Source organism: Nonomuraea sp. NPDC004186 (assembly GCF_053603495.1).
This window is the reverse complement of the sequence record NZ_JBSGFQ010000051.1, coordinates 53,291-65,903: the sequence shown is the minus strand read 5'-3', so window position 1 is coordinate 65,903 and position 12,613 is coordinate 53,291. Positions and strand designations below refer to the sequence as shown.

13 protein-coding genes are annotated in these 12,613 nt (G+C 70.7%); 5 read left to right on the top strand and 8 right to left on the bottom strand.

Going from position 1 to position 12,613, the window contains the following annotated elements; genetic code table 11:
* Positions 1 to 2: 2 nt before the first annotated feature.
* Positions 3 to 992 (bottom strand): NAD(P)-dependent alcohol dehydrogenase, encoded by a 990-nt coding sequence (locus ACWEPL_RS34905; RefSeq protein WP_452438715.1) that lies wholly within the window; start codon positions 990 to 992, stop codon positions 3 to 5.
* 135 nt (positions 993 to 1,127) lie between these two features.
* On the opposite strand from ACWEPL_RS34905, the gene ACWEPL_RS34900 reads away from it, so the two are divergent.
* The gene (locus tag ACWEPL_RS34900; RefSeq protein WP_452438714.1) at positions 1,128 to 3,473 is read left to right on the top strand and encodes a LuxR C-terminal-related transcriptional regulator; all 2,346 of its coding nucleotides are present in this window, start codon (positions 1,128 to 1,130) and stop codon (positions 3,471 to 3,473) included.
* On the opposite strand, the gene ACWEPL_RS34895 is transcribed toward ACWEPL_RS34900, so the two are convergent.
* From ACWEPL_RS34895 to ACWEPL_RS34870, 6 genes are all read right to left on the bottom strand, one after another.
* Complete coding sequence (locus ACWEPL_RS34895) at positions 3,401 to 3,685, bottom strand: protealysin inhibitor emfourin (protein WP_319719532.1); 285 nt, start codon at positions 3,683 to 3,685, stop codon at positions 3,401 to 3,403. The two genes, ACWEPL_RS34900 and ACWEPL_RS34895, sit on opposite strands and share 73 nt — an antisense overlap.
* 40 nt (positions 3,686 to 3,725) lie before the next feature.
* Positions 3,726 to 5,195, bottom strand: a complete 1,470-nt coding sequence (locus ACWEPL_RS34890) for a gluzincin family metallopeptidase (RefSeq protein ID WP_363969436.1) — start codon at positions 5,193 to 5,195, stop codon at positions 3,726 to 3,728.
* A 118-nt stretch (positions 5,196 to 5,313) separates the two neighbouring features.
* Entirely contained in the window at positions 5,314 to 6,330 is a 1,017-nt protein-coding gene (locus ACWEPL_RS34885; RefSeq protein WP_363969438.1) for an ABC transporter substrate-binding protein, read from the bottom strand.
* Positions 6,327 to 7,142, bottom strand: coding sequence for an ABC transporter permease (locus tag ACWEPL_RS34880; RefSeq protein ID WP_363969440.1), 816 nt, complete (start codon positions 7,140 to 7,142; stop codon positions 6,327 to 6,329). The genes ACWEPL_RS34885 and ACWEPL_RS34880 overlap by 4 nt, the downstream gene beginning before the upstream one ends.
* The gene (locus tag ACWEPL_RS34875; RefSeq protein WP_452438713.1) at positions 7,139 to 7,957 is read right to left on the bottom strand and encodes an ABC transporter ATP-binding protein; all 819 of its coding nucleotides are present in this window, start codon (positions 7,955 to 7,957) and stop codon (positions 7,139 to 7,141) included. Before ACWEPL_RS34875 ends, ACWEPL_RS34880 begins: the two co-directional genes overlap by 4 nt.
* Positions 7,954 to 8,874, bottom strand: a complete 921-nt coding sequence (locus ACWEPL_RS34870) for a DUF6282 family protein (RefSeq protein ID WP_452438712.1) — start codon at positions 8,872 to 8,874, stop codon at positions 7,954 to 7,956. Before ACWEPL_RS34870 ends, ACWEPL_RS34875 begins: the two co-directional genes overlap by 4 nt.
* 311 nt (positions 8,875 to 9,185) lie before the next feature.
* Here ACWEPL_RS34870 and ACWEPL_RS34865 point away from each other — a divergent pair, with 311 nt between their 5' ends.
* The 4 genes from ACWEPL_RS34865 to ACWEPL_RS34850 all read left to right on the top strand — a co-directional run bounded on the left by ACWEPL_RS34865 (position 9,186) and on the right by ACWEPL_RS34850 (position 11,635).
* Complete coding sequence (locus tag ACWEPL_RS34865; protein WP_355202498.1) at positions 9,186 to 9,566, top strand: peptidase inhibitor family I36 protein; 381 nt, start codon at positions 9,186 to 9,188, stop codon at positions 9,564 to 9,566.
* 156 nt (positions 9,567 to 9,722) lie between these two features.
* Positions 9,723 to 10,679 (top strand): TIGR04222 domain-containing membrane protein, encoded by a 957-nt coding sequence (locus ACWEPL_RS34860; protein ID WP_452438711.1) that lies wholly within the window; start codon positions 9,723 to 9,725, stop codon positions 10,677 to 10,679.
* Between the two features lie 285 nt (positions 10,680 to 10,964).
* Complete coding sequence (locus ACWEPL_RS34855) at positions 10,965 to 11,252, top strand: ArsR/SmtB family transcription factor (RefSeq protein ID WP_363969448.1); 288 nt, start codon at positions 10,965 to 10,967, stop codon at positions 11,250 to 11,252.
* Positions 11,249 to 11,635, top strand: coding sequence for a VOC family protein (locus tag ACWEPL_RS34850; protein WP_363969450.1), 387 nt, complete (start codon positions 11,249 to 11,251; stop codon positions 11,633 to 11,635). The genes ACWEPL_RS34855 and ACWEPL_RS34850 overlap by 4 nt, the downstream gene beginning before the upstream one ends.
* Positions 11,636 to 11,677: 42 nt before the next feature.
* On the opposite strand, the gene ACWEPL_RS34845 is transcribed toward ACWEPL_RS34850, so the two are convergent.
* The gene (locus tag ACWEPL_RS34845; protein ID WP_452438710.1) at positions 11,678 to 12,532 is read right to left on the bottom strand and encodes an NAD(P)H-binding protein; all 855 of its coding nucleotides are present in this window, start codon (positions 12,530 to 12,532) and stop codon (positions 11,678 to 11,680) included.
* Between the last annotated feature and the right edge of the window lie 81 nt (positions 12,533 to 12,613).

Sequence of the window (12,613 nt, the reverse complement as noted above, 5' to 3'; positions counted from 1 at the left end):
AACTATATGGTGATGACGACCTTCCCCCGGGCGTGGCCCTTCTCGAGGTAGCGGACGGCTTCGGGCAGCTCCTTGAGCGGATACGTCCGGTCGATGACCGGCGTGATCTTCCCGGCTTCGGCGAAGTCCCGCAGGAGTTCGAGATCCTCGCTGCTCGTCCGCGACAGCATGGGCGCCAGCCGCTGGCTCATGACCATGGAGAGCGCCATCAGCTTGAGCGGACCGGTGAAGGGCGCCAGCCACAGCCCTTTGACCGGCCCCCCGACGGCCACCAGCACCCCCTTCGGGGCCAGCACGCGCCTGATCTCGGACAGCGAATGGTTTCCGACCATGTCGATCATCGCGTCGTAGCGCCGCCCGGCCCGGGTGACGTCGTCCCGGGTGTAGTCCACGACGTGGTCGGCGCCGATCGAGCGGACCATCTCCACGTTCCCGGTGCCGCACACGCCGGTGACCTCGGCCCCGTACGCCTTGGCGAGCTGGACCGCGAACGTGCCCACGCCTCCCCCGGCGCCGTTGACGAGGACCCGCTGCCCGGCCCGGACGCGCGCCTTGTCCCGCAGCGCCTGCAGGGCGGTGAGCGCGGCCACCGGGATGGCGGCGGCCTCCTCGAAGGTCAGGTTGACCGGCTTCTTCAGGAGCATCGCGTCCTGGCGGAAGCAGGCGTACTCGGCGAACGCCGCGCTGCGCGCCTCCGGCTTCGCCCGGCCGCCGAACACCTCGTCCCCCGGCCGGAGCCTGGTGACGTTCCTGCCCACCGCTTCGACGCACCCCGCCAGGTCGGCGCCCATGCCGATGGGCTTGGGCCGTGACAGGCCGCTCATCGAGCGGACCACGTACGGCGTGCCCCTCATGAAGTGGTAGTCGAGCGGGTTGACGGCGGCCGCCTTCACGCTGACCATGACGTCGTCGTCGCCCACGGCGGGTGGGTCGACGTCGTGGAGCTCGAGGACGTCGGGCGAGCCGTACCGGTCATAGCGGATTGCCTTCATGGTGCCCCCTTGGACGAGTTGCCGGCAGGACGCGCCGCGCGGCCGCGTCGCTGGTCAGCGTAGGCAGCCGCCTCCGAGCGCGGATATCACGGAAATTCGTGATTTAGGGGGCCAATCGATCCGCCGCCGGGAGTAGTGTCCAGATCAACGATGGCCAGACCGCCGCGCCGCTCGGGCAACCTGCCGGCCGAAGCGACCAGCTTCATCGGCCGCCGCCACGAGCTGGCAGAAGTCAGGAAGAAGCTCACCGAGGCCCGGCTGGTCAGCCTCGTCGGGCCGGGCGGCGTGGGCAAGACCCGCCTCGCGGTGCGGATGGCGTCCGGCCTCGGACGCGGGTTCCCCGGCGGCGCGTGGCTGGTCGAGCTGGCCGAGGTCCGGGATCCGGCGCGGGTCGGCGACACCGTGCTGGCGACCCTGGACCTGCGGGACCAGGCGGCGGCCGATCCCCTGGCCCGGCTGCCGGCCCACCTGCGCGACAAGCGGCTGCTGATCGTGCTGGACAACTGCGAGCACCTGCTCGAAGCGGCCTCCCGGCTCGTGACGGAGATCATGAAAGCCGCGCCGGGCGTGAGCGTGCTGGCCACCAGCCGGGAGCCGCTGTCGGCGCCGGGTGAGCACGTGGTGCCGGTGCCGCCGCTCCAGCTGCCCGTGGCCGGGCCCCTCGCGCGGGTCCGGCAGAACGAGGCGGTCACGCTCTTCGTGGAACGGGCCGCGGCCGGATCGGGCGCCTTCGAGCTGACCGCCGCGAACCAGGCGGCCGTGGCCGAGCTGTGCCGCCGGCTCGACGGCCTGCCGCTGGCGATCGAGCTGGCGGCCGTCAGGACGCGGGTCCTGTCCGCCGAGCAGATCCTCGACCGGCTGTCCGACCGGTTCGGCCTGCTCACCGGCGGGGTACGGGCCGCAATGCCCCGCCATCAGACCCTGCGTACCGCCATCGACTGGAGCCACGACCTGCTGGCGGCGGGCGAGCAGGCGCTGCTGAGGCGGCTGTCCGTGTTCTCCGGCAGGTTCACCCTGGAAGACGTCGAGTCGGTCTGCGCGTGGGACGACGTGCCGGCGGAGCGGGCGCTGGATCTGCTGTCGTCGCTCGTCGACAAGTCCCTGGTGATGAAGGAGGACGCCGGCAGCCTGGCCTGCTACCGGCTGCACGAGACGATGCGCGAGTACGCCGGGCTCAAGCTGCGCGCGGCCGGCGAGGAGGAGGCCGTCGAACGGCGCTGCTCCGGCTACTACCGGTCGAGGTGCCGCCGGTCCGCGGCCGAGGCCCGGGTCCGGCTCGTCGAGTGGCTCGCGTGGATGGACCTGGAGATCGACAACATCCGGTCGGTCCTCAGGCGCTGCCCGGCCCAGGAAGGGGTTGCCCTCGTCTACTTCCTCGGCTGGTACTGGATGACGCGGGCCACGAGCGAGGGCGTCCGATGGCTGGACGAACTGCTCGCCTCCGGCCTCGGCGACCCGCCGACGCGGGCTCATGGGTACTTCATGCGCGGCTTCCTGGCCGTGCTGCAGTCGGATCCGGCCGCCGCCCGCCCGGCGCTCGAACGGGCGGTGACGGCCGCTCGGGAGGCGGACCTGCGCAGCCTGCTGTCGCAGTCGCTCTCCCTCGCCGCGAACATGGCCGGCGATCGCCTGTCCGCCAGGCGCCTGTCCGAGGAGGCCCACTCCGTCGCGGCGGCCCTCGACGACCTCCCGGCCACGCTCATGGCGCTGCAGTCGCGAGCGCTGAACGGCCTGGCCGACGGCGACCTCGACGACGTCAGGGCCGCGGCGTCGCAGGGCGTGCGGATCAGCCGGGAGATCGGCGACCTCTACAGCCTCGGCATGATGCTGCTGAACCTCGGCTCGGCCATGCTGATGGCCGGCGCGCTCGACGAGTCGAAGCCGCTGCTCGCGGAGGCCCTGCCGATCGCCCACCGGATCGACGACCGGGTGGCGCAGTACTGCCTGCTCGACGCCCTGGGCTGCCACGCCGCGGCCTCCGGACAGGCTCAGGTCGCGGCGCGGCTGCTCGGAGCGGCGGAGACGGTGCGCACGGGCGCCGGCGCGAGCCTCCAGCCGTACCTGACCCGGCTGGTCGCCCGGGCCGAGGAGTCGGCGACGGCGGCGCTCGGCGAGCCCGGGTTCAGGGCCGAGTACGAGGCCGGCGCACGCCTGAGCCGCGACGCCGCGATCAGGCTGGCGCTCGGCGAGCCGGCTCCCGCCGCCCGGGCCGCCCCCGCCGACGCGGGGCCGCTCGGGAAGCGGGAGGCGGAGGTCGCCCGGCTGGTCGCCGACGGGCTGAGCAACAAGCGGATCGCGGCCCGCCTGTTCATCTCCGAGCACACCGTCGACAGCCACGTCCGCAACATCCTGAACAAGCTCGGCGTCAACTCGCGGGCGCAGATCGCGGCCTGGATGGCGGCGTCCGGTCAGGCGGACGGGCGCAGCAGCACGGCCAGCGGGTCGGCCGCCTTCGACGAAGGGTCGTCGGAGACCGTGTAGACCCGTCCCGCGCCGTTGCCGACGGTGATCCGGTAGGTCATCAGGTCGGCGCCCACCTCCCCGGACCCGCCCTCGGCCGTGGCGGCGTCGATGGCGGACAGCGCCTCGTACACCCTGGCGGCCTGCGGCTCGGGGAGGTCGTCGGTGTCGTACTCACCGACGGCCTCCTCGATGCCGGCGAAGCCGCCGGTTCTCTCGATCTTCACACGCATGTCTGACTCCCCCTGCCGTACCGCACGATACGGCGAGGTGCTACTTGAACGCCTTCTTCAGCGCGCTCAGTTCCGAGGCGAGGATGTCGTCGTCGTGCAACTGACCCTTGGTCGTCAGCTTGTCGGCGCCGATCACCTGGAACTCCGGCAGCTGCATGGTGCCGCAGCAGCTCGAACGGTCCTGCACCGCGCGCAGGCTGGCCGACGACGCGTCGGCGGGCTTGACGTTGGTGATGTCCTTCGCGGTCTTGCCGTCGCCGGTGTAGTCGGCGTTCCTGAAGTCCATCTCGCCGGAGAGCATCTCGGAGAACGGCGTGGGCGACGTCACCACCTCGCGGAAGGCGAACCGGTTGCGGATGAAGGTCCGGTAGATGTTGGGATCGCCCTGGGCGGCCGAGACCTGCAGCATCTGGTTGACGACGTCCGTGTAGGTGGCCTTGGTCGCGGGCGCCTTCACGATCGCCTTGAACAGCAGCTCGCACAGCTGGTTCGCGACCTCCATGAGGATCACGGTGGGGCTCTTGAGCGCGCCCTGCCGGGTGCGTTCGAACGCGTAGATGTCGGCCAGCACGTCGTAGATGCCGCCGGTGAACACCTGCGAGATCGCGTGCACCTCGTTGCTGACCTCACTCAGCTTGAGGTCGTTGTCGGCGTTGCGCAGGCCGAACGGCCGGCCGAGCGCCTGCCCGAACTGCTCGGCCAGGGCCGACAGGAACGACTTGGCGTGCAGGTTGGCCTTGGTGAGCGCGACGAGCGCCTCGGCCTGGTCCGGCTGCGCCAGCGTCAGGAAGACCGCGGTCAGGTCGCCGAACGACTCGTGCAGGCCGCCGGTCTGCGGCGGGTTGTCCGCGGCGAGCCAGCCCGGCTTGAGCCCGTCGAGGATCGCGTGGCCGGTCTCGTGCGCGACGATGTCCAGCGAGCGGCAGGTGAAGACCTGCTGCGTGGTGCCGGTCGGGGTGAAGAAGAGGAACTTCAGCGCCTTGGCCGTCCTGGTGTAGAAGGCGTTGGCCCCGACCGCGGCGTGCGGGAAGACGGTGAGCCGGTCGAGGTTCCCGCCGGTGTTCCAGGCGAACGGGATGGGCGTGCCGCCGTTGTGGCGCTCGTACATCGTCAGCGTCTCCCGGACGACCGCGTACGTGTGCGAGCAGTCGAACTCCGGCGAGTTGGGGACGAAGATGAAGTCGCCGTTGACGCTGCGCGCCACGGGCGTGGTGCCGGGCAGCTGGGTGATGATCCGGGCGTCGGTGGGCCCGTTGAGCACCGGGTTGGGGATGAAGATCGGCCTGACGCCCAGTTCGGCGACGGTGGGGTCCTGCTTGTAGATGAGGATCCGGGGCCCGACGATCGGCGGGACCGGGATGGGGACCGGAGCCGGGGCCGCACGCTGGACGGGCGCCGGTTCGATGGTGAACGGCGGCTGCAGCAGCAGCTTCGTCGTGTCGGCCACGGCCGTCCCGATGACCGCGCGGCCCTCAGGGACGCTCTTCTCCCGCACTTCCTGAATGATCATCTGATCTCCACTCCCCGTAACTCGGGCGCGGCGACAATTTGGACGCGCCTATCGAGTCGTGCCCGGACTTGGATAATCAGGTGCACATGGGAAATCAAAGCTTCGATCGGACATTCTGCTAGGGCGTCGTCCGCAGCGGGGGTGGCACGATCTTCTCGTACGTGGGGAGGTGCTTGACCAGGCCGGTCGCGCGGTGGAAGGCGATGGCCGTGTCGAAGGAGGCCCGCGTGAAGCCGATGCTCTCCGGCATCTCCGTACGCATGAGACCCGGCAGCTCGGTCAGCGCCTTCGGGTCGATGCCCTTGAGGTAGACGGTCAGCAGCCGCGTGATCTCGGCGGGGTCGGCCTCGTGGATGAAGCGCTGGGCGCGCTCCAGCCCGGCCTGGAAGGCGGCCACCTCCTTGGGCTTCTTGTCGATGATCCGCTGGGTGGTGAACACGACGCCGTGCGCGGTCCGTTCCAGGCCGGGCACGTCACCAGCGGCGGGCGAGATGAAGCGGGTGCCGATGCCGGCGGCGGCCGCCTGCTGGGCGATCGGCTGGAAGAAGGCGAGCGCGTCCACCCGTCCGGCCTTGAGCGCGCCGAGCGCCGCGGCGGCGGTGCTGCCGAGGTTGACCAGCTCGCAGTCGGTGGCGGAGTCCATGCCGACCTTGGCGAACAGGTAGGTGACCAGCGCCTCGGTCCCGCTTCCCGGCCCGGTGATGCCGATCTTCTTGCCGCGCAGGGCGCGGATGCGCTGGTCGAGCGGGTCGGTGGCGGCGGCGCCGGTGAAGGAGGAGCCGACCACGACGTCGACGTAGTAGCGGTCGACCAGGTTGGCCACCAGCCTGCCCTTGTCGTCGATCCTGGCGAGGTTGAGTGCGTCGGTCAGCACGCCCGCGCCCAGGTCGATGCTGCCGGATTTGAGCGCCGCCGCGACCTTGGCGCCGGTGCCGAGCCTGGGCCGCTCGCCGAGCGTGACCCCGGCCTGGGTGAAATATCCCTTCTGTTCGGCCACGAAGAGCGGGAAGAACGCGATCGAGTTGCTGATCTGGCCGACGTTCAGCACGCCGGGCGGCGTCGTCGAGCTGCGTTGCGCGCAGCCGGTCACGGCCAGGACGAGGGCGGCCAGGATCGGCAGGACGGCGCGCCTCACCGGTCGGCCCCCATCGGCTTCCAGCGGCCGGCCCGGCGGTCGAGCAGCCCGACCAGGAGGTTGAGCAGGGCCGCGATCACGCTCAGGACCGCCAGCGTGGCGAACACCCCCGCGGTGTCGAACTGCGCGGCCGCGTCGTTGATCAGATAGCCGAGCCCGCGGTTGGAGGCCACCAGCTCACCGATCACGGCGCCGATGAGGGCGTACGGGATGGCCACCTTGAGCCCGGTGAGCAGCCCGGTCATGGACGACGGCACGACCACCTTGATCATGATCTCTCTCCGGCCGCCGCCCATCAGGCGCACGGCGTCGATCAGGCCGCGGTCCACCTCGCGCACGCCCGCGGCCGTGTTGAGGAAGACGAGGAAGAACACCGTCGCCGCGGCCAGCAGCACCTTCATGTGCATGCCGATGCCGAACCAGACGATGAACAGCGGGGCCAGCGCGACCTTGGGGATCGCGTACAGGGCCATGACGAACGGATCGAGGACCCGGTAGACGGCGGGCGCCGAGGCGAGCAGGAAGCCGGTCAGCGCGCCGGCGACCGCGCCGACCACGAAGCCGTACACGATCTCCTGGACGGTGATCCAGGTGTTGGACCACAGCGTCCCGTCCTGGTGCCATTGGACGAGGCGGGTCCAGATGTCGCTCGGCCTGCTGGTGAAGGTGATGTCGAACCACCGCTCGGCGGTCAGCTCCCACACGACCAGCAGCGCCGCCACCAGCAGCGTCCGCAGCGACCAGACGGTCACGGTGCCGCCGTGCCTGCTCCACCAGCTCCGGTCGAGGTTCACGGTGTGGACGGCGGTCATCGCGCTCCCTCCCGCAGGGCGCCGGTCAGCTCGCGGTGCAGGGCGACGAAGTCCGGGTCAACGCGCAGCTCGTCGGCGTCCCTGGGTCTGGGCAGGTCGATCGGCCGGTCGAGCACGATGCGGCCGGCCCGGCCGAGCACGACGACCCTGTCGCCGAGCAACAGCGCCTCCTCGATGTCGTGGGTCACGAACACCACCGTCTGCCCGCTCTCCTCCCACAGCCGCAGCAGCTCCGCCTGCAGGTCGCCGCGCAACTGGGCGTCGAGCGCGCCGAACGGCTCGTCCATGAGCAGCGTCTCGGGGTCGCCGGCCAGCATCCTGGCCAGGCTGACCCGGCGGCGCATCCCGCCGGACAGCTCGCGTGGGTAGTGCCGCTCGAACCCCTCCAGGCCGACCTTCTTGATGAGCTCGGCCGCGCGTTCCCTGCGCGGCCGCGCGGGCACGCCGCCGATCTCCAGGGGGAGCTCGACGTTGCGGCGGACGTCCCGCCACGGCATGAGCGTGTCGGACTGGGTGAGGTAGCCCAGCTGCGTACGCGGGCCGGAGACCGGCTCGCCCCGGTAGACGACCGAGCCCGCGGTCGGCGTGGTGAGACCGGCCATCAGGTTGAGCATCGTCGACTTGCCGCAGCCGCTGCGGCCGAGCACGCTGACGAAGCCGCCCTCCGCGATCTCCAGGTCGAAGTCGCGCAGCGCCACGATGCCGACGTCACCCTTGACGAACTGCTTGGCCAGCCCGCTCACCTTGATCACCGGACCGCCCGTCCCGCGCCCGCCGCCCGCGCTCGTCGCACGCTCAGCGCCCGCGCCGCTCATTCCGCACCCGCCAGCCGACGGGAGTTGCCGACGGCCATGGTCCGGACGTCCTCCTCGGTGAAGCCCTCGGCGAGCAGCCGGTCGGCCAGCAGGGCGAGACCGTCCTCCACGGGCGGGTTGAACGGCTGGCCGAGGTCGCTGGAGAGCACCGAGTGCTCCGGGCCCACGGCGTCGATGTGCTCGTACCACGTCTTCCAGGAGACCTTGCCGGAGTGCGGCGTGGTGAAGCAGCGTTCGAGCAGCGCGCCCTTGGCCGCGAGCGCCCGCTGCCGGTCGATCGCGACCCGCTGGGAGGTGAACTCCGGATGGGTGATCACGATGCGGCGGACGCCCTCCTCCGCGGCCGCGTCCACCACCGCGTCGATCTCGTCCGCGCTGAGGTGACCGGTGGCGAGCGTCATGTCGTGCCCGGCGATCACCCGCAGCACCTGCCGGGTCCGCTCCAGCACGGCTCCGCCGGGCTCCACGACGTCGACCGGATCGGCCGCCATCCCCGCCTCCCGCAGCTCGGCCTGCAACCGGGCCCACATGGGCGGCGTGGCCCCCTCTGGGTCGCCGGCCGTACAGGCCCGCTGGTTGGCGCTGTCGACGGTGGGCAGCCACACGACCTGCGCGCCGCCGCGGGCGGCGATCTCGACGGCGACGGGGTTCATGCCGCCCACGGACGCGTTCAGGGTGATCGCGCCGACCGCGCCGAACCCGGGCACCGCCGCCCGCACCACCGCGGCCCGCTCCGTCGTGGGGACGTAGTGCGACTTGAGCACGAACCCGGCCAGCCCCACCTCCGCGAAGCGCCCCGCCAGGGTGAGGTCGTCTATCCGCCTGCGCATCACATCGGGTGCCACGTGGATGTGGATGTCGTAGGCGCCCGCGACAAGCTCACGGGCTCGGGCGGAAGGCTTGGGATGGTCCGCCATACGTGGTCCCCCAATGTCGTTGGTCATCTTGGGAAACAGATTGTTTACAATATCGGCGACAACCGTCAAGGGGTTGCCACACGACACCTTGATCACATAAACCTGCTTGGATTGTCAACAATTTTGTGGCGAGAACCGCGCGACTGCACCGCGCTCGACGTCCCGCTATGACGCGGCCGCCACTTCTTGCCGACCGCAGGCCCGGATCTTGTATCCGCCAGGTAGACGCGCTGCGTATCGGATCTGTTACACCCTGTGATGGAGCTGTCCTGGAAGCCCTCCAGGCTGCACCGACACGAGGAGAAACCGTAATGAAGTCGAGCACACGCGGCATGCGCATCGCATCGATTACCGGCACCGTCGCCCTCGCCATCCTGGCTTGCGCCGCCCCCGCCACGGCGGCGGCCCCACCCGTCTCCGGCTCGGCCCGGGCCGGAGACATCTGCCTGTACAGCGGGCGGGACTACACCGGCTCGTCGTGGTGCTGGAACCCGGGGAACGGCTACGTGGACGTCCCTCCGGCCCTGCACGACAACGTGGGCTCCTTCATGGCACACGCCGACGGATGTTTCATCAACTGGATCCACGTCCCCGACCGCAAGGAGACACGCGTCGTCCGGGACGGCGACTACCGCAGGGTTTACAAGGACGACTTCGGCGGCAAGATCGACGCCGTGGCGCCCCGCTGCTGAGCCCCTGAGCCGAGCCGGACACGCGGGCCCCGGGCGCACGCGGCGCGAAGGGGCCCGCGCGCGCCGGGAATCTAAATGAGCAAAACGAAACCTCTTCCAGGTCCTTACGCGTCTCTCAGATAACCAGCCTCATCGGCTGCACAGAGGGAGGCCGTAATGGACCTTGTCCTGCTGATTCTCTCGGTGGCCCTGGCGGCGATCACCGTCACCATCGCCTTCGCGATCAAACGCGAGCACGCCGCCACCCGGGCGGCCGCGGCCGGATCCCGCGCGCGCGACCTCGATCATTACGAACTCGCCTATCTGGCGGGCGGATCCGGGAAAGTGGTCGACACGGCCATCACGCTCCTGGCCGAAAACGGGGAGCTGCGCGTGTCACGGGGGCCGCGCTTCTACACCGTCTCCAAGAGATCCGCCACGGACGAGCCTGTCGAGCGGGAGACTCTGGCCGCCGTCACGGCGAACGACGGCCCGTCAAGGTTCCTGGTGAGCCGGGCCGTGGGCGGTGGCCCGGCCATGAGAGAGCTGGAGCACCGTGTCGCCGAGCTGGGCCTGATCGTGACCGATGCCCGTCTCGCACGGCTCACGCGGCTGGCCCGCGGGCTGCGGGTGATCTCCGTCCTGGCGGTCGCCGGGGTCGTCGCAGGGGCGGTCGTGCTCGCCGCAGGCCCGACGCCGTTACCGCTGGTCACCGTACTCGTCCTGCTGGCCACCGGGATCGGCGCGGTGGGCGTGCTCGCCGGCGACAGGAAGTTCAGGCGGGGCAGGCTCACGGCCGACGGCGCGGCGGAGCTGGGCCGGGTACGCCAGGCGCACCCCGCGGGCTCGGGAAACGGACCGGTGTACGTCGCGCTGTACGGTCACTGGGCACTGCGCGACACGGACCTGAGCAGGGCGCTGGACACCTACATCCCCCGGGCCGCATCTCGACGCAGGCCGCGGTCGACGTCCGGCAGCAGCAGCGGCACCCATTCCGGTGGTTGCGGCGGATCGACCTACAGCGGGTCGAGCTGCGGCAGCGGCTCCTCGTCCTCGGGCTGCGGCAGCGGCTCCTCAGGCTGCGGTGGCGGGTCCGGCTGCGGTGGCGGCGGTTGCGGGGGCGGCGGCAGCTGACCTGCCCGACCTACTCAAGGCGTTCACCTGCCCGCCCCAACGCGACGCCACTCCCCCAGGACGACCATCCGGGCACGGTGTGGGCTCTGGCCCATCCCTCACCTGGCCCGAACCTACGACGGCAGGCCCGAAGCGAGCGATCGGGACTGGCCGCATCACCACGCATCCGGGCCCGATCACGAGGTTGACCTGCGCAACGGCCAGTCAGGCGACGCGATGCCGGACCGTGCGCAGCGCGACACCTCCGCGTTGACAGGCAAGTGACGACTTGCCTATCATCGCCGCATGGGCGACATCTTCAAGGCCCTGGCCGACCCCACCCGGCGGACCATCCTCGACGAACTGACCGAACACGACGGCCAGACCCTGTTCGAGATCTGTGTCCGCCTGACGAGCCGACATCAGCTGAGCCTGACCAGGCAGGCCGTGTCCCAGCATCTGGCGGTGCTGGAGGAGGCCGGGCTGATCACCACGCGCAAGCAGGGGCGGTACAAATTCCACCACCTCGACACCACTCCCCTGGCCGCCATCTTCGAACGGTGGCCGATCACCAGGAAAGGACAGACACCGTGAAGATCTACATCACCAGCGTGTTCGTGGACGACCAGCAGAAGGCCCTCGCCTTCTACACCGACGTGCTCGGCTTCATCAAGAAGCACGACATCCCGCTGGGCGGGGCCCGGTGGCTGACGGTCGTCTCGCCGGAGAACCCCGAGGGCACGGAGCTGCTGCTGGAACCGGACGGGCACCCCGCAGTCGGGCCGTACAAGAAGGCGCTGGTCGCCGACGGCATTCCGGCCGCCTCGTTCCAGGTCCCGGACGTGCAGGCGGAGTACGAGCGGCTGCGCGGGCTGGGGGTGACGTTCACGCAGGAGCCGCTGGCGGCGGGGCCGGTGACCATGGCGGTCTTCGACGACACCTGCGGGAACCTGATCCAGATCGTGACTCCGGCCTAGTGCTGCTTTGCCATGCCGAGCCGGCAGGGGGCGAGACGCGGATCAGGGGGTTCTGAACGCGCCGGCGTTGCGCGCGCACCAGGCGGCGAAGGTGCGGGGCTTGCGCCGAAGCAGGCGTTCCACGGTGTCGGTGCGGAAGCCGGCGGTGTCGGCGCGCATGAGGTGGAACCCCTCGATGATGGCCTCGGCCAGCGCCGGAGGGGCCCCGTTGGGGAATCGGGAGGCGACGGCCTCCTCCGCCGTGGTCACCGCCCGGATCGCGATCTCCCGGCCGGCCGCCGCCGCGAGGATCTTGACCTGCTCGGTGATGGTGAACAGCTCCTCACCGGTGAGGACGTACTCCTGGCCTTGGTGGCCGTCACCGGTCAGGGCCAGGGCCGCGACGGCGGCGATGTCGGCGGGGTCGATCGGCGCGTACCGGCCGGGGCCGACCGGATCGAGGACATAGCCCGCCTCACGGACGGTGGGCAGCCAGTCGAAGGCGTTGGTCATGAAGCCGCCGGGCCGCAGGAAGGTGGCCGGGATGCCGGACGCCCGGATGGCCTGCTCGCGTTCGTGGTGCCAGCGGCCCATGGCGGGCATGGGGTCGCCGAGCACGTTGAACGAGGACAGGTGCACGATGTGGCGCACCCCGGCGGACCGGGCGGCGGCGACGGCGTGCCGGGTGTGGTCGAGGCCGATGCCCGGGGTGAGCAGGAACAGCCGGTCCGCTCCGGCGAAGGCGGGCGGCAGCGTCGCCGGGTCGTTCAGGTCCGCCACGACCCGTTCGACCCGTTCGGGCAAGGTGGCGGCGCGGGCCGGGTCGCGGACCAGGACGCGGAACGGCACGCCGGTCCCGTCCAGCTCGCGGACGAGCTCGCGGCCGACGTTTCCGGTGGCACCGGTGACCAGTATCATGAGAACTCCTAAATCGTGTACCGGTTAATGATCGAGGGGAACGTTAACCGGTACACGATCTGCTGTCAATCGCCCCATGCC